Source organism: Desulfosporosinus sp. Sb-LF (genome assembly GCF_004766055.1).
Classification (GTDB): domain Bacteria; phylum Bacillota; class Desulfitobacteriia; order Desulfitobacteriales; family Desulfitobacteriaceae; genus Desulfosporosinus.
On the sequence record NZ_SPQR01000009.1, the window covers coordinates 210,806 to 228,695 of the forward strand.

At 44.7% G+C, this 17,890-nt stretch carries 16 protein-coding genes; 4 read left to right on the forward strand and 12 right to left on the reverse strand.

All coding sequences use genetic code 11. The annotated features are described in order from the left end of the window. The first annotated feature begins 165 nt into the window (after positions 1-165). Together E4K68_RS15075 and E4K68_RS20690 are read left to right on the forward strand one after the other, a co-directional pair. Positions 166-837, forward strand: a complete 672-nt coding sequence (locus E4K68_RS15075; RefSeq protein WP_243450387.1) for a hypothetical protein — start codon at positions 166-168, stop codon at positions 835-837. Beyond that, entirely contained in the window at positions 812-1,138 is a 327-nt protein-coding gene (locus tag E4K68_RS20690; protein ID WP_199241784.1) for a hypothetical protein, read from the forward strand. Before E4K68_RS15075 ends, E4K68_RS20690 begins: the two co-directional genes overlap by 26 nt. Before the next feature lie 89 nt (positions 1,139-1,227). Here E4K68_RS20690 and E4K68_RS15085 read toward each other — a convergent pair whose 3' ends face one another. Further along, positions 1,228-2,175, reverse strand: coding sequence for a hypothetical protein (locus E4K68_RS15085; protein WP_135379749.1), 948 nt, complete (start codon positions 2,173-2,175; stop codon positions 1,228-1,230). A 191-nt stretch (positions 2,176-2,366) separates the two neighbouring features. On the opposite strand from E4K68_RS15085, the gene E4K68_RS15090 reads away from it, so the two are divergent. Further along, positions 2,367-3,326, forward strand: a complete 960-nt coding sequence (locus E4K68_RS15090; RefSeq protein WP_135379750.1) for a metallophosphoesterase — start codon at positions 2,367-2,369, stop codon at positions 3,324-3,326. Between the two features lie 49 nt (positions 3,327-3,375). Here E4K68_RS15090 and E4K68_RS15095 read toward each other — a convergent pair whose 3' ends face one another. Continuing rightward, positions 3,376-3,741: a hypothetical protein gene (locus E4K68_RS15095; protein ID WP_135379751.1), complete on the reverse strand. Its 366-nt coding sequence runs from the start codon at positions 3,739-3,741 to the stop codon at positions 3,376-3,378. A gap of 24 nt (positions 3,742-3,765) precedes the next feature. Continuing rightward, positions 3,766-4,758, reverse strand: a complete 993-nt coding sequence (locus tag E4K68_RS15100; RefSeq protein ID WP_243450388.1) for a cell wall hydrolase — start codon at positions 4,756-4,758, stop codon at positions 3,766-3,768. Positions 4,759-4,948: 190 nt separating this feature from the next. Between E4K68_RS15100 and E4K68_RS15105 the strand changes: the two genes are divergently transcribed. Next, positions 4,949-5,302: a hypothetical protein gene (locus E4K68_RS15105; RefSeq protein WP_135379752.1), complete on the forward strand. Its 354-nt coding sequence runs from the start codon at positions 4,949-4,951 to the stop codon at positions 5,300-5,302. Positions 5,303-5,425: 123 nt separating this feature from the next. Here the strand turns inward: E4K68_RS15105 and E4K68_RS15110 are convergent, their stop codons facing one another. The 9 genes from E4K68_RS15110 to E4K68_RS20820 form a co-directional block, all read right to left on the reverse strand. Continuing rightward, a complete protein-coding gene (locus tag E4K68_RS15110; RefSeq protein WP_135379753.1) occupies positions 5,426-6,010 on the reverse strand; it encodes a TetR/AcrR family transcriptional regulator in 585 nt (194 codons plus the stop codon). A 4-nt stretch (positions 6,011-6,014) separates the two neighbouring features. Further along, a complete protein-coding gene (locus E4K68_RS15115) occupies positions 6,015-9,146 on the reverse strand; it encodes an efflux RND transporter permease subunit (RefSeq protein WP_135379754.1) in 3,132 nt (1,043 codons plus the stop codon). Beyond that, on the reverse strand, positions 9,143-10,399 hold the full coding sequence (locus E4K68_RS15120) for an efflux RND transporter periplasmic adaptor subunit (protein WP_243450389.1): 1,257 nt from the start codon (positions 10,397-10,399) through the stop codon (positions 9,143-9,145). Before E4K68_RS15120 ends, E4K68_RS15115 begins: the two co-directional genes overlap by 4 nt. 162 nt (positions 10,400-10,561) lie before the next feature. Beyond that, entirely contained in the window at positions 10,562-11,728 is a 1,167-nt protein-coding gene (locus E4K68_RS15125) for a TolC family protein (RefSeq protein ID WP_243450390.1), read from the reverse strand. Between the two features lie 28 nt (positions 11,729-11,756). Then, positions 11,757-12,941, reverse strand: coding sequence for a TolC family protein (locus E4K68_RS15130; RefSeq protein WP_199241785.1), 1,185 nt, complete (start codon positions 12,939-12,941; stop codon positions 11,757-11,759). Positions 12,942-13,122: 181 nt separating this feature from the next. After that, positions 13,123-13,449, reverse strand: a complete 327-nt coding sequence (locus E4K68_RS15135; protein WP_135379756.1) for a hypothetical protein — start codon at positions 13,447-13,449, stop codon at positions 13,123-13,125. A gap of 22 nt (positions 13,450-13,471) precedes the next feature. Further along, entirely contained in the window at positions 13,472-15,136 is a 1,665-nt protein-coding gene (locus E4K68_RS15140; RefSeq protein WP_135379757.1) for a S41 family peptidase, read from the reverse strand. Positions 15,137-15,386: 250 nt separating this feature from the next. Beyond that, a complete protein-coding gene (locus E4K68_RS15145) occupies positions 15,387-16,865 on the reverse strand; it encodes a DEAD/DEAH box helicase (RefSeq protein ID WP_135379758.1) in 1,479 nt (492 codons plus the stop codon). Positions 16,866-17,698: 833 nt separating this feature from the next. Further along, positions 17,699-17,890: hypothetical protein (locus E4K68_RS20820; protein ID WP_206751208.1), on the reverse strand; the 192-nt coding region annotated here is incomplete at its 5' end.

Below are 17,890 nucleotides of genomic sequence, written 5' to 3' on the forward strand. Positions count from 1 at the left end.
GGATGTGTTCTTGAGAAGTGCGACCCGACGGTTATCACGGACCCCAGCTCATTAACGATATTACGCATCCGGTGACCTTAATTGCGTTCCTTATCGTCATCTTGTTAGGGGGATGGGTAATTATTCGCACTTGGTTCTGATGGTAGGCAAGAAAGGAGGAGCGCCGTGATAAATCGACATGATTGTGAGCCCCCATTACCGGCGACTCCTTTCTCCTTTTCCATCCTAGTGGACAGCCCTACTCGACGCAGTTTACCATTCTGCCCGGTGAGTGCTCTCATATTTCCTCTGGCAAAGACGGAAATCCCCTTCGCTTCCATGATTGTCGCTGGCTTAGATGTACTCATGGCTTTTCTCTTCAAACGAGCCTTGGCTCATCCTCCAGACCTTTCACGCACCTCTCCAGATATTTATCCCGTGACTCTGACCCTGCCGCAACTCACCCAACTCATGCAATCCGCGATGAATGGGCAAGTTCCCATGCCACTACCCGTTCAAACTGCGCCTGGCCAAGGCATTGGACCCGTCGGGGGGGATGAACCGCTTTTTCCCGATAATTTAAGTGTATCCTTGGTTGTCGCAGCACCGTTTGCTCCCTTCGACGGCAGCCCCGATACTTCGTTTAACGTTCCTTTATTTGAAATTCCAGGAGCCCCAGGCAACCTAATTATTGCCCTCGGGGCACTTATTGCTCAGTTCTTGATTGAACGGGCTGGAGTTGGAACACCTAATGGAAGTGCGAGTGGGATTGGAAACGTAATTTCCATCGGCAAACTTTCTAAGATCAGCGGTCAGAAGGGAGGGACCCCACATGTCCACACTAGTTCCACCCTATAATACAGTCTATCCTGCCTCTTATCCGCAGGGATACCCGCCTGTTCCTCCAGATGGATGTACAACTAGATGTTTGAATCCCAAGACACCGGAAACCTGGAATTATGGCTTTCGTCGCCTCGTTCCTCTTCTACAATCCCCGCCCGTTGGAGCGGGCATTTTAGCGATAACATTTTTCTTCTTTATAGTGTTCTTTTCAAACGTCCTCTTAGAATCAGTTTCGTGCGCCACACTTGGTATCTCCGTCACCTTAAGTACGTTCGGCCTTCTTGCTTTGGTCCTTCTAGTCCTTTTTATTTTATAGTTGGGAGCAAGCAACCATTTAAACTGAAAATAAAATCGGGGATAGGTATGACCTCTATCCCCGATTTTATTTTCAGTTTGGTTAGTTGACTAATCATTAATAGGTTCTATAGGAGGCGACAATGGTGGAATGGGAGGAGCCATAGTTTCCGGCTGAACCCCCATTTGATTCAAGGATTGAATAAGTTCTGGACTTATCGGGGCTGCTTCTGGGCTTATCTGGGGGTTCTTTCTGCCACTGATCAACCCCGAAATTTTTCCCCAAATGGAGGTTGCGGTCGTTTTCATCGGGTGGAGAAACGTCATCACTCCCATTGGTTCTTTGACCTTTAAAATAATCGGCCCGTTTGGAGCCTGCCCGAGCTGAGCCGGGTTTTCCACTGAAACCACGACCCGACTATAGTGATGAAGCGGAACCTGACTTTGAAAATGAGCTCTATAAACTCCATTTCCAACAGGCTGTAAAACACCCGCTAAAAATCCCGTCTTCCCTTTGTCATCCACCAAATAAGTGGCATACATCCCTGCTTGACCTTGTGCCAAGAATGCCTGTGGTGGTGGAAGATTAACAATCAGCAGAAAGCTGTTGTCAGGCGATATTGTTGCCACCCCATTACCATTAATCCCCTCTTGTGCTCCCTGTAAAATTAATTGTCGGGATTGTCCTTGACTGTATACTTGTCCTTGGCTATACCCTTGATTATACCCTTGATTGTAAGCCATGCCTTGATTATACCCTTGCTCTTGGGGATATTGAGGATATTGAGTCTGATTGCCCATACCTTGCGCAGGCAGAGGAGCCTGCCATGGTGTTCTTGGTGGAGGCGGTTGCTTAGCGCCTATAAATCCTCCCCTTGAATTTTGGACTTTTCCATCCTTTTGGAAAAATCCACTCGCTTTGAGTCCTGAGCCTAGAGTATTGCGAATCGAACCTGGAGAGTATCCCGGACCTAATTGGCCATTAGGTAATTGCATAGGGAACCCTTGCGGTCCGATGGGCTCATAGGGATCACTTGGCCTATTCCCACCGAACTTCACCTTGCTTCCCCCCTTCATTTAATCCAACCTACCTCATAACATGATATGATATAAGGAACACAAGGGTTCTAAAGACAAGTTATGATTCTGCTGCTCATTCGCTAACGCAAATTCCGCTAACGTGCTTTCTTCGCGATAGTTGCTTTCAGCAGTGTATAATATAATATTTTATGTAGATTAAGGAGGAACCGATGTCTAAACAAACGCCACCTCTTTCCCAAAACATATCCCGCCGCACCTTCTTTCGTGGCATCGGCGGTTTTATAGCGAAACATTGGCTGCTTTCTACGCTTCCGATTGGAGGTGTTGGAGTGCTCGGTTGGGCAAAACACGATACCTTAGCTTTAAAGCGAGAACATTGGGATTTATCTTACCCCAACCTGCCAGCAGCCTTGGACGGAAAAACGATTTGTCAACTTAGCGATTTGCATCTGGAAACCTTACAAATCCCCCCCCAACGCATTGTACAAGACGTGATGGCTCAGAAACCAGACCTGCTCGTAGTCACCGGGGACATAATATCCGATCGCATGGACCTTGATAAATTGAACAGCTATTTGAGTGGACTCACCGCTCCCTACGGAAAATTCGTTGTCATGGGAAACAACGATTACAGCCATCTTTCTCGTACACTATTCAAACGTTACCTTAAGCAATTTCAAAGCCTAGGGTGGACAACCTTGCTCAATGATGCCGCTTATTTATCCAGCCTTAACCTCTGGGTCATCGGGGTCGATGACCCAGCAACTGCACACGATGACGTAGATAGAGCCTATCAGAAGGTTTCCTCAGCTCATACGACTTCGAGTTTAATCCCCACTTTCACCTCGCCTTTTCGACTCGTTTTGGCCCACTCCACAGATTGCCTCGACGATGTAGCGAGAAACGGAGCAGAACTTCTTCTCACCGGGCATACCCACGGTGGACAAATCCGTCTTCCAGGCCTACAACCCCTTATCACAAATACCTATTTAGGAGACCGTGGATTCTATGAAGGATATCATATTATTGACGGTATTCCCCTTTACATTAATCGCGGTCTCGGAGAAAGCGTCATTCCCTTGCGCTTGAACGTCCCTCCTGAGGTTGCTTTCTTTACCTTACACAGGGGTGTCGAGGCACCTAAACATCAAACAACTCAGTTGAAATAACCTCCTTTAATTACAAAAACCCCGCAACAAATGTTGTGGGACTTTTGCCTTATGTGGACGATGCACATAAAGTACCGTCCCTCCGACCAATATCTCTAGTACACCTTTCATTAAGCAACTTTAGTAAATTCCATTTAAGCGACTGACCATTTAATACAGACGGTGCACATGAAATGTGCCGTCCTCTTAATACTCCGTCTTCGCCCCCGTCCCAAGCCCGGGACGCAGTGTGACACAGCGCGACGTCTTTACGTAAGCAGCCTAGCAAACTTCCGTTCAAGCGACCGACCCCAGACACGGGGCAGTGCACAGGACGTGCACTGCCGCCAGTGAGCCAAGGACGGCTCATCTGGCGGGCACCCCGCTCCCCAAAGGCAGGAGCTTGAACGGTTAGTTTGCTCTGCGTCGTAAGCACTGAGCGCTATGTCACACAAGGCCCCTATATACTGAACGTATGATTACCGATACGCTTAATAACGGGACGACTCTTAATCCAACGGTCTGTGGCGATACGTGGATTGTAGTAATAGATTGCCCCGTTCGTCGGATCAACGCCAGAAAGAGCAGCTTCCGCCGCCTTGAATGCCTGATCATCCGGATCTAAATGAATTTGACGATCAGCAACAGCCGTGAACGCACCAGGCTGGTAGACTATAGCCCACATCGTTTTAGGAAAACGAGGGTCTTTCAAACGATTAAGTACAACCGCTCCGACAGCCACTTGTCCTTCGAAGTTCTCTCCCCGAGCTTCACCATAGATCACACGGGTTAATAGTTCGACATCCTCTTTAGAGACCAGACGCCCTAAGCTTCGAGAAAGAATCTGACTTTCTTTCTCTGCTGGTACCGCTTTTGGAGATTGATCTGCCGATTTTTCATCATCGGTTACCATTATTTCGTATGTTTGAATCTTTGAATCGGACACAGGTAATAACGCTTGGGGATCACTCGATCGAGATAGACCAAACCCTTGTCTACAAATAGAGGCAAAAGCCGGTATACTGCGTAAGGCATTTGCCCACCACGAAGTCTTAGCCGTAAGGGAATCACCCGCAACGCTATTATTCACAAATCTTTCAGTTGTCGCCAAGGCTACAGTATTCGGTACCTTTAAGGATTCTCCCTCTCTAATTCGACTAGGACTTTTCACCTGGTTAAGCTCAACGATCTTTTCAACTGTCGTGTGGTACGTTTGAGCTAGACTCCATAAAGTTTCTCCATGCTGAACTACAATGTTTACGGTCCCTACATTTGTTTTATTATCTACATTATTTTCTTTCTTTGTTTCGTCCTTAGCGACATTGTAAGAAAGCACTGCCCCATCGTCGCTTCCTTCTCCCATCACAGGGTAAATACTGGCTTGCCACAGAAACAAGCCCATCATCCAGCACAGGAATATCGCTGAGGATTTCCGACATCGTCGGTGTGGCAAAAAAATCACCTCTTAAGTTTAGACTATTTCTAGTCTTTCCCAATTGAAGTGAATTTTATAACCGGCTCTTTATTTATCAGCATTTTCCAATGTGTCCATGCATATATTTAGCCTGACTAAGCAAAGATAAAATTTGAAATTAGTTTTATCTTTTGTCTTGTAAGCGGTAAGTGAGGTGAGGCTGATTTCTATGAAAGCTTTATTAAAAAACCTCGTATCAACGTTCTCTTCCCCCGAAGAAGCGCCGCTCAGTGAAGCAGAACGCCTGCTTGCGGAACTTGAAGAAACAAGAGGAAAAATGGAATACGCTTGGTGCCGCCTGGATGATGCAGCACCCGAATACGTTGAAATTGCTGTACTCGAACTCCTCTTACTAGAGACCCAGTATAGTCTTCTCAATAAACGTTACCGTTTGTTGCTAGGCATCGAAGACTCTCCTTTTTCTGTCGAGGGTCAACACCAAAATCGGGCGTTCTATAGTTCCCTCTTCAGTTCGAATGCTACAAATCCCTCAGTGAATCAATGGGTGACCCGGAATCAATAATCCACTATCTTCATTAGTAAAAAGAGTTGTAACAAACCTATCTTCCAGTTTGTTACAACTCTTTTTCTATTCCAGATTTCTGTATAATTCTAAATTATAATCTTGTAGATGTGAATTCACCAACTACCTTAGGCCCTTTAGAATCACATCCACAATCGCCTGATGATCTATTTCCCCTAGCGGGCTCGGATCATTAAAAATCCGTTGCTTGCAGAACTGGTCCAGCGTTCCAATAATACAATAGGTGGCTAATTCTTCATCTAGATCCCCTCTTAACTCCCCTTTTGCTTTAGCAACTTTGACCATCTCTTTGTAATGTTCCAAAACAACTATTTGGACCGCCATATGATGAATACGAATTTCTTTAGACAGTATTTGAACCTGCATGGCAATATGCACAATATCCATATGATTATTCAGAAATTCTGCGTTGAAGCGAGAGCAGTTTAGGATCTTTTTCTCAATGGTTTCTCCCTTATCAATACTCTCTTTCAGTCCAAAACTGAATCCTTCAATACTAAATTTAAGGATTTCTTCAAATAAACGATCCTTACTTTCAAAGTATTCATAAACAGTGCCTTTACCAATACCCGCCTCTTTGGCTATATACTCCATTTTCGCGCCGTCGAAGCCGTGTTCTGAAAAAACTCGAATGGCGGCTTTAATAATGTCCGTCTGTTTCTCTTCTCTCGACGCCGTTGGTATCATCTCCTTATACTGAGTGCGTTGTATTCGATGTAGTTAGCCTCTTTTTCCGTTTCTGTTTCCTAGAATCTCGAATGTCTTCAAAGATTGTATAAATAACAGGGACAAGTACTAACGTAGACACTGTAGAGAGTGTGAGGCCAAAAATAACCACCACCGCCATCGGGGCCATCGTTTCAGAACCTTCACCAATTCCCAGGGCGATGGGAATTAGACCAAGAACAGTAGCGAGTGATGTCATAACAATCGGACGTAAGCGAATGGGTCCAGCATTCTCAATAGCCTCTTCGCGTTCCTCTCCGCGTTCTCTTCGCTTATTAATATAATCCACCAGGACAATGGCATTACTGACCACAATTCCAATCAAGAGAATTAACCCAATAAACGAGGGTACACTCAAAGTCTTTCGGGTAATAAACAGCCCGAGCATCCCCCCAGAGAACCCCATGGGCAAAGATAAAATAATCGTGAAAGGGTGTAACAGGGATTCAAATTGGGACGCAAGAATCATATAGACAAGAAGAATCGCCAGAACTAACGCAAGACCTAAATCCTTAAACGAGTCTACCTGTTGTTTATTTTGCCCTCCCATCTCATACGTATACCCGTCGGGCATCGGGTACCCCTTCAGCTTGGCTTCAATATCTGTGTTGATACTCTTCAAATCCCGATTCATGATTTGACTCGTAACATGAACAACCCGAGTCTGTCCCGTACGGTTTATCATAACCGGGCCCCTATCTAGCACAACTTTAGCCACTTGGCCCAAGGGAACCGTGATTCCAGATAATGTGGGAATAGGGGTCTGCTCTAAATTAGCCAGACTTGTCTTAAACGTCTCATCTCCGCTCAAGACGACATCGATTTCTTTCCCATCAAGACGATAGCGTGTCGCAGTTGTGCCAGAAACTGTCCCCTTGACCGCTTGAGAAATTTGTCCGGCAGTTAGGCCAAATTGCGAGGCTTTAGGACGATCAATTCTAATCTGAACTTCGGGAACCCCCTCGCTCATACTCGTCTTGACTTCCCGGGTCCCATCAACCGATGCCACTTTACTTTGTATGTCCATCCCCATTTTCTTCAATTGACCGAGATCGTCACCTTTGACGGTAATATCAATTGGAGTAGTAGTTCCACCCATTTGCATAGTGTCCGTTGCTGTTACGTTAAGTTCAACGCCTGCTAAGTCTTTTGTCAGTGAGCGAATTTCATCAGCCACCTGTCCAACACTTCGCTTGCGGGCTTTCAAATCGACCAACTGGACATTGACCGTGCCAGTATTCGTGGTGGCCCCTCCCAGAGATAATCCACCACTTGAACCAATTTGAGTGAAGACGGATTTGACCTCTTTGATCCCCTCCAGCTTCTTCTCGATCTGCATAACCGTACTGTCAGTATCCTGGAGTTTTGCCCCGTCAGGCAGCGTGACTTTGATACTTAGTTGACCCACATCGGTTGCGGGCATAAATTCGGCTCCTAACTTCAAGGTCGAAGCACCTGAAAGGACAAAGATAACAATTGAAATCCAAACCACTGTCTTGCGATGGTGTAATCCATAATGCAAGAACTTCCGATAACTGGCTTCAACTCGCCCAAATTGTTGGTCAAACCACCGGCTAAAGCGGTCTACGACCCCTTTTAACCCTCGCCTACCATCCGGGATAGCCTCCGCTTGCATCAGCTTTGCAGAAAGGGCTGGCACCAAGGTGAGGGAAACGAGAAGCGAAGCCCCCAGTGATATACTGACTGTCAACGCTAATTCTCGGAAGATCGTTGCCACAACCCCTTGAACAAAAACGATCGGAAGAAACACTGAAACCGTTGTCAACGTAGAGGCAAAAATTGCCATTCCGACCTCTGATACCCCTTTGATTGCAGCCTCAGTTTTAGAGTATCCAGATCTTCGATGCCGGTGAATATTTTCTAACGCCACGATATTATCATCCACCAAGCGACCCATGGCTAAAGACAGCCCCCCCAAAGTCATCATGTTGATGGTGATTCCCATAAAGTAAAGGACGGCAAAGGTCGCCATCATGGCAATTGGAATGGCTGTAGCCGTAATAAACGTGGTCCGAATGTTATGAAAGAAGATGAAAAGCACCACAATTGCCAGGATACCACCCAGAAGCGCTTCATTTTCCACCGTTTTAATGGATTGCTTAATCGAAACAGACTGATCCATGACCGTATCAATCTTCAAACTGGGATAGTCCATTTTGATCTTCTGAACGGCAAGACTAACATCGTTCGCCACTTTGACCGTATTCGTCCCTGATTGTTTTTGAATGGAAATATTAATACTGGGTTCTCCATTGGTTTTAGAAATCGCGGTGATCTCTTTATGGTCTAGTCCCACATCCGCAATATCTTTCAGTCGGATCTGTCCTCCACTGGCGAGGGGTATCAAAAGTTCCTTAATTTCATCGACTGATTGGAACTCACCCGTTGTCCGAATGGTTAAATCCTGCGTCCCTTTTTGGACCTGGCCGCCAGGAGAATTCAGATTCTCCGCACCAATGATTTTGGCTAAGTTGTCAACGGTTAACCCGTACCCTTTCATTTTCTCCTGGTGGGTTTTGATCTCAACCTGATTCTCATACCCTCCGGCAACCGTGACAGAAGCTGCTCCTGCCACTCTCTCAAGCTGAGGTTTTAGCTTATCTTCCGCAATGGCTTGCAGTTTGGCAAGATCTGCATCTTTAGCAGAAAGGGACAATTGCACAACAGGCATCGCTGTTAAGTCAATTTTCATGACCATCGGTGCCCCAACATCAGTAGGCAAAAGACGCTTTACAGTATCAACCTTTTCCCGCATTTGGAGAGTGGCAAAATTCATGTCCGTCCCATTCTTGAACTGGGCAATAACAATGGAACGCCCCTCTGTCGTGGTTGAAGTGACGGTATCGATATTTTCCACGGTGGAAACCGCTCCTTCTAGAGGATCCGTAATAATTTTCTCAATTTCCTGCGGTCCTACCCCGGTATACTCTGTCACTACAATCGCCACTGGAATATCAATTTTAGGAAGAAGGTCAATCGGTAGACGGGATAGAGAAATGCCTCCTAAAAGAATGATAATGAGCATGACCATGATGATCGTTACCGGGCGCTTAACTGAAACCTCCGCTAACTTCAAGATGCGTCCCCTCCCACAACCTTGACTTTGCTGCCCTGGTCGACGATGGTTTGCCCTTTGACGATCACCTTGTCATTAAGGTTTAAGCCTTTGAGGATTTCGATATACACCCCAGAATCAAGGCCTGTGACGACTTCTTTGGCGACGGCTTTATCTCCTTCGACAAGATAAACTATAGCCTTACCATTTTTAAGGACAACTGCTTCACTCTTAACGGCCAAAACATCGGGTTTTTCCTCAGTCGTGAGTTCAACCTTGGCAAACATGCCCGGCTTGATCAAGCCGCCCGGATTCTCCATTGAGATTTTGATAGGATAAAGTTGAGTTTTCGAATCTGCCGAAGGACTGATGTTATCGATCTTGCCTGCAAAGCTCTGCTCAGACACTGAAGAAACCGTGACTTTAACAGGCATATCTTTGGCAAGATGATTGACGATATTCTCTGCAACACTCAAAGAGCTGTAGACACTACTAATCTCCGTGAGGCTCACCCCCGCCTGGGCAACGGAGACCGTGTTGCCAACTGTAACATTGACCTGGGAGACGACTCCATCAACCGGAGCAGTAACGACGGCATTATTTAAAGTATCTAAGGCCTGATTATACCCCACCTGTGCTTGGTTAAGTTGGGCTTGCGCTAACTGAAGAGTGCTATCCGACGCCTGAACTTGCAATTGCTCGACCTGACTGGCATATGAAGATTCAAGTTCCTTCAATCCGAGATCTGCTTGGTCAAGTTGATTCTTGGAAACTGCTCCAGCTTGATAAAGGGCCTTTGCATTAGCCAAATCCCTTTGAGCATTAGCGATCTTCTCCGCAGCGATACTCTTCGTGCGCTCAAGAGAGGCTTTTCCCGTTTCCCATTGTTCTTTACTCTTCTGATAGCTCGCATTTGCCAGTTGAAGCGTGGCACTCATATTGTCCACTTGTTTTTGAATATCCGATGGGTCAAGAGCGAAAAGAACTGCCCCCTTATTTACGTTATCCCCCACCTTCACCGAAACCGCCAAGACTTTACCCGACACCTTTGGCATGACGGAAACATCCGTATCGGAAGAAACCTTGCCACTCAAGGTTGCCGTGTTGAGGAGTGTCTTCTTCCCAGCCGCTTCAACTTGCACCGGTATGTATTTTTCTTCCACCACTGCAGCGACTTTCTTACTCGCGAGCCCACGTCCTACAAAAACCAGCACTAATAGCACTGCGAGTAGGATTAAAACCCTTTTTCCCGTTTTGCCCATTTTCCTTTCCAACTCTATTCTCCTCCAGTTTAATCTTTTGTCACTTATAGAGAGCGTTTCTGAAGAAAAGAGGAAGTCCCGGCCGCCATAGTTCAGCGGTTTGGAGCTTCCTCTTTCCAGCCACAAATGTCAAGCCAGAGCGTAATCACTAGTTTCACAGAGAGTCTCCATGAATTAATTATCCAGGCTGTTTTGGAAATTCATAGCAGCAGTCATGTAAGTATTAGTATCTTGTTGCAACGTAAACTGATCATTCAAAAGGGCGTTTTGAAGCGCAATCATATCAAGGCTGCTCATTTTGCCGGCATCAATACTTTTTTGCATAACATCGACATTGATTTGGTCTGCTTCCACAGCCAATTTATCGGCTTCAATGGTGTTCTCTAAAGATTTCAAACTATTATAAGCGGTTTTTAATTGAACTTCCTGATTAACTGGTAACGTTTGAAGTTTTGCCTTTTTATCTTCAATACCCAATTGAACTTGGTCTGCTACCATTGTATCATCATAAAAAAAGTCAATATCGTATTCAATCTGGGAAATGTCAATATCTTCTTTATACTTTTTGAGATCATAATTGTCTTGGGTTGCCTTGGTGATCCTGCCGTAGATGTCCTTCTCATCAAATACCGTATATTGAATCGGGTCTGAGGTCAGGATGACATTCCGATTGATATCAATTCCCAGGTCTTGTTTCAACGTAATCATGGAAGAATTTACAGTATTCGTTATAGCCTTTACGCTTGCTTCGAGCCTAGTTTTCTGTGCATTGTAAGAATATATATCCGAAGGTATCTTTAAGCCCAATTTTATCTGGAGGTTAACTTGATTAATGATTGTTTCCAGATTTGCCAACTGCTTTTTTGTATTCTCCGCTTGCTGTCGAAGTGTTAAAACACCTTCATATTCATTAGTGATCTGTACCTTAAGTGCTTTCAATTTAGTATCTCTGTCATGCTTAGCATTATCTAATGTCCATTGGGTCCGTTTATAGTTCAGACTTAAATCTTTCTTAGAATCTTCATCAACGACAGGAATATTTGCATTTTGCCTCGCCAAAGTCTGTTCATTTTGTTTGTCATAGATCTCTATTTGGCTGTCAGTTAATTTCAGCGTACTGTTGCCTGTTTCTACAGACTTCAAAGCGTCCTCTAAGGAGAGATTCAGAGTAGAATTATCGGCTGGTGGTGTAGCCGCCGGTTCGGCAGTGTTCGTCGAAGGAGGGGCCGTAGTAGCAGGGGCCGTTTGAGCGGCACTGTCCACTGCCAAGGTACTATGAGTAGAAAATGCAATTGAAGCTGAAAGAAGAAGAGCGAAAAACGTTAAATAACTCTTTTTCAAACTAAACACCTCCATTTTTAGTAGTTAATCATCGATTTTCCCGACTAGATTTTGTAGTAGGATTCGGATTATTCTTAGAACTGGATTGGCTAGTTGAATTACTGCTCATAGAGCTTGAAGGTTGAAAACCAATGCCGCAGGCCGTATCCATCATAGTCTGTGCCAGCCAAGCATCTAATTTTGAATTTTTATAATTCACATCGGCCTGAGCCTTGGATACTCTTGCATCCCCAAGCTCTTTTAAAGTAATCTGAGAATTATCAAATTGAATTTGTGCTGTTTGATCATTAAAGTTTGCCTGGTCGTCCAGGTCTTTCATCGCTTCCATGTTCTTCATCGCGTTTTCTAAGGTCTTGTAGTTATTTGTGATATCCAACTGGACATTTATTTTTGCAAGATCTAAGTCATTCTGAGCACTTTCGATGGCATATTCCTGTTTCTGGACGTAAAATTGAAAATCCGTAGGCAATTCAGCCTTGCCATAGTCATATTCCTTCTTTTTCGTATCTAGTGTACTCTGGGCATTCATTATCTCTGCTCGCTTGCCTAAGGCCGTGTTTATATAATCATTTAAGGATTTTATTTGGGCAGCGGGAGTTATGTTATAGTCCTGAAGGGTATACTGCTTTGCTGTGTCTTCACCCATCATATTGCTCATTGACAGAGATGCCGAGTTAACACCTTTTTGAGCACTATCGTGTCGATACTGAGCTTTAAGATACGCGATCTCACTTAATCTGAGTTGAGATTGGGAAATCAACCCTAACGACAGCTGTAGCTGTGCTTTTTTATAATCGGCATCTAGATTATCCATAAGACCCTTTTGTATAGTCAAAGCATAGTTTGCTTTCAAAAGACCAATATAGGCTTTATACGACGATAATCGCACGGCATTTTTAACAACAAGTTGCCCATTCGTAACCTGGGTCAACATATTATTAACTTCCATAGGTCTGAGAATAATCGTTTCCACTAATTGATAAGAATTTCCATATTGTAAACCATATCGTGCACCATCAACCGCAGCTTTTATATCTGCATAATTTTTCTGAGTTAGCGTTACTTGTCTATTGATCAATTGAACGTCTTGAGAATTTTTAATAGACTTTATGGCAACCTTTTCAATATCCAAAGTATCATCCGAAGCCATCACAGTGTTAGTCGAAACAAGCAGCATTAAAGCAACCATGAAAATGGAAATTACTTTTTTCACATAAATCCTCCTTTACTAATAAGTCATACTACGCTAGCACTATTTACAAAACCGACCGTTCGGTCATCTCATTAGTTATACTTGAAATTTCGTTAGAAATCAATCCCTTTAATGAGTACTCTAAACAAAAATTTCACATATTCAAAATTCATCGAACACGCACTCGATTACAGAGCTTATATTACTTTCGAATCTCCCTCCATAATTCCCTCACTTGGTTCACTGCCTCCATGAAAACGGTAACCAAGCGAAAGGGATTCTTTCTCATCTCCTCTAAACTGACTGCCACTTGGTTCACTGTGCCACCTACCTGATCGCTGGTCTGTCTCACAAGGTTGGTCACAGCCTGCACGTCCTCCAGCATATATGGCAAATGAGTGTTTAAATCCTGAATCGTTTGCTTGGCCTCATCCGTGAGTTTCCGCGCTGAACGGATCCAAAACGTTAATTCAATGCCAAGCACCCCCAAAATAATGGTCGCTACAAGGGCACATACCTCATAAACCACGGGATCATCCCTCCACCTCGTTCTAGTTGTTCGAAGGCATTGCCCCTAAATTCCAAAGAGCCCACCCGTAATCCGAATCATACGGGTTCGTTGGTTTCATCCCACTGACACGTTCTTGATTCTTCAAGGACTGAATCTTGGATGTACTAGTGGCCGCTGTCCCTTCAATCGTATGTGCAATTGCCACAGCTCCATCTGACATGGCAAGTCCCTTAATATCGCAAATTGACGGATTTATAACAAGCCAATAGGTTGTATTTGGGGTAAGGGCTGTAGTCGGAATCACTTGCACATCAGATGGTCCAAGGGGTTCAAATATTGCAGGCGTTCTTTGGCCTGTTGCGCTATTGATCAGCTCTAGACTTGTGTTATTCACGCTTTGCCAATCGACTGCTCCCGCAAAGTTCACCGTGAACTTCTTATCCAGCGGCACCGCTGACAATTCGCTGACTTTGCGATAGTTTCGGTAATAGAGAGAATAACGCTCCAAGGATTGGTACGCAGGCACCGAGTTCGCAAGTTCCCCCCATGCTTCCCAATAATCCATTGTCTTAGCCTTGGAAATCGCCTCCGTTTCACTCAATAGCATCAATTCTGCCGCTTTGAGCGAGTCTGTTTGCTTAATTTCAACATCAGGATCTACGCCCACTTTATTAATCTCATGGCCCAAAGGGGAATAAAAACGATCAACCGTCATTTTAAGGACACCCCCATTCGTAAGGGTAAACATGCTCTGGACCGTCCCCTTCCCATAGGTAGTTGTACCTACCAGAGTTGCCTTTTGGTGATCTTTGACTGCAGCTGTTAATATCTCTGATGCACTGGCACTATTCTTATTGGTTAGGAAAATGACCGGTTGACTAAGTATGAAGCCATGGTCCGGTGCTTTGTATTGAGAAACGGTACCAGTTCGGTCTTTGATACGTACCACAACATCAGGGCCTACGAAATAGCCCGCGAGATCAATTGCCGAACTCAAATAGCCTCCCCCATTATCTCTTAAATCCACAATCCATCCGTTTATATTTTGACTTTTTAAACGGTTAACCACCGCGAGAAATTCTGTCGGTGTATCTCTTCCAAATGAATTCAGATCAAGATAGCCGATATGCCCATCTAGCACATCTCCCGTCACTGTAGGTTCAGTTACTGCCCTGCGCGTGACCGTAAACTCCTTGGTCTCCGTCCCATGTTTCACGCTGATTTGAACTGTGCTTCCATCCAGACCCCGCAGGATGTTCACTGCTTCATCCGAAGAGAGCCCGACTAGCGTTTGCCCAGCCGCACTGAAAATTAAGTCCCCAGCTTTCAATCCAACCTCTTCCGCTGGTGAACCAGAGATGACAGCGACCACCCTCACCCCTTCGGGTTCCATGTTAATATGAACCCCAATCCCATAAAAACGCATATCTATACTCCCCACAAAGCCCTGATATCCCTCAGGGGAGAAGTACATCGTGTGAGGATCCCCAAGCAACTTCAGAGTCTCGTCCACAGTCGGAGCGTTTAAGACCTCAGCGGATACCGGGTCCACATACTGGTTTTGTAGCAGCGTCCGAATTTCTGGCAAAACATCAACATTGGAAGCTAGAACCATCGTCGAGGAACTCAGAATTAGGGTTAATACGAGCATAAAGTTTAAAAGTATGTATCCAGCTACTTTTCTTCGTAAAAATCTTGCTAGCATTTTTTCTATGATCTCCCTCCAGAGTTATAAAGGCTACTCTGGATAATAGATTCGACACATTATTGGATTCACCTTCGACCTCCTTAAAAAGTTCTTTAAACAAAAAATAGAATGCCTGTCTATGACGATGATAGGCATTTCTATGTACTGATTATTATATTGCCATTAGATGATTCTTCATCAAGTTAAATTTGCCCATTAAAAAGGGAAAAGGTACCAACAACCTCTTCCCAAAGCCTACTACTCTATTCTAGCCATTTCTCTTATTGTCCCTACCTCTTTGAGCTCCGGCAGCGCCTCCACGAACATCATTGCCTTTACCTCTTCTTGACCAAGTGTCCGTCTTGGGTGCATAGCCGCTTCTGTTATAACCACCCTGTGGTGGTCTTGGATTTCCCATACTTCTCGTTCTAAGGGGTGCCGCCTCCGTTAATCGAACTTCTACATTTTCAGGTTCCTTAGTAATAATCTTCAACGCAGCGGATAAGAGGGTTACTGAGTCATTTTCAGCCAGCAAATCTTCAGCTACCCCTTTATATTTCTCAATATCTTCTTCTGCAATGACTCGCAGAATTTCATTCATTGTTAAGCGTTGCTGCCCTTCTACTGCCTCAACAATGGTAGGAATAGGCTTACGCACAATCCTGCGCTTAATCACGGATTCAATCAGTCTCAACATGCCCATCTCACGAGGTGTGACTAAGGTAATGGCTAAACCTGATTTTCCAGCCCGACCAGTACGACCCACCCGATGAACATAACTTTCTGTGTCTTGTGGTATGTCGAAGTTAAACACGTGGGTCACTCCACTAATATCCAAACCACGAGCAGCCACATCAGTAGCGACCAAAACCTCAATGGTTCCATCTTTAAACTGACGCAAAACGCTATCTCTCTTGCTTTGGGTCAAGTCACCATGAATTCCTTCCGCAGAATAACCGCGCTTACTCAAAGCTTCGGAAAGTTCATCCACTCTCCGTTTTGTTCGAGCAAAGACAATCGACAAATCGGGAGATTGGATATCTAGAATACGAGATAAGACATCAAATTTAAGTCGTTCCGATACTTCCACATAATGTTGCTCAGTATCCGAGACCGTGACGCCTGTTGATTTAATACTAATCAGCTCGGGCTCCTTCATAAACCGCTGAGCAATATTTTGAATCTGCCTAGGCATGGTGGCGGAGAAGAGCAAAGTCTGACGTTCCTCTGGAATTTCCTTGAGGATCGTTTCGATATCTTCCAAGAAACCCATGTTCAGCATTTCATCGGCTTCATCCAAAACAACGATTTTGATGTCATTAAGGCGAATGGTCTTCCTCCTCATGTGATCCATCAAACGTCCTGGAGTCGCTACGATGATGTGGGGCCTCTTTTTGAGGGCTCTAATTTGCCAATCGATCCCTTGTCCGCCGTAGATAGGTAGGGCATGAATCCGTTTAAATTGCCCAATCTTATTTAATTCCTCAGCCACTTGGACCGCCAATTCTCGAGTTGGAGCCAACACTATGCCTTGAATTTGTTCGGCTTGTTCCTTAATTCTCTCCACCAAGGGAATTCCGTAAGCAGCTGTTTTGCCTGTTCCAGTTTGGGCCTGTCCAATCAGATCTTTCCCTTCCATCGTGGTAGGAATCGTCTTTTCTTGAATAGGGGTCATTTCTTCAAAACCCATGTTGATAATCGATCGAATAAGTGGTTCACTTAATCCTAAGTCTGTGAATGTTGCCAATACGTTCATTCTCCTTTTTGTTTGTTATACTTATTAAGTTCTCCAATTGCGTCTCTATCTATAACTGCGCAGAAATAATTTTCTATATCAAATATGACCGCCGAAACAGTACATCCGCGATAGCGCGTGAGTTTCGCCAACGGGGTATAAGACGCTTGTGGTACTCAAAATAATATTATATCATGATTGCGCTAGAATTGAAAGAAAATAGTCCGTTTTAAAGGATTGAGCCACTTGAACAATAATAGTTTCGGCTCCGAAAACACGCAAATTGTCCATTTGCCGCAATTAAGTCAAATTTTGCTCGTGGAACGTTCCCCTTTTGTAATCGTTACATCTGCCTACTGCTGTGGTTCATGTTGACCTTCTCTATTTAGTTTAGTTGCCCAGGTAACATACCGTTGATATTGAATACCCTTGGCTTCGCAGCACGCCTTTTCAGTCATTCCGCTGGCCCTGCATTCCGCTACGAGCTAAGCCCGCTGTTCTCGCTTGGGTACTTTAATACCTCCAATCCTTAGTCTTATGGAGGTATTTTCTCCAGTTAGTGCAGGTTTGACCATGCACCTGTTTATTAAACGCTTACAGGCATACAGAAAAAGCCCCACGTCCTTTTGTTGGAACGTGAGGCTCGAACATTGGCAACGGTAGTGTCGGTAGTGCCACTGTGTCGCTTGTTTCGACAAATCATTTTATGCCACTTCGGCACTTCGCTACATCGTAGACTTTTACGGTATCTCCCGCAGACAGGCCCGTGAAGGAAATGTTATCTCCCGCGCCCACTACGGTGTTTAGGGTCATTTGGTTTGCATTAAGCGTTGTAGTAAGGGCACTTACATTATTAGTGCAGTCCAAGTGCCTGTACCTGTGTATCCATTAACAGAAACATCAACACTGATCTTTTTGCCCATATTGTCACTTGTTACAGTATAGGATGCTGTCGTTCCAAGTACTGTATCAGGACTATCTTGATAATACCATTTGTACACCGCATCGGTATTTACAGGATATGAGCCTATGGTTGT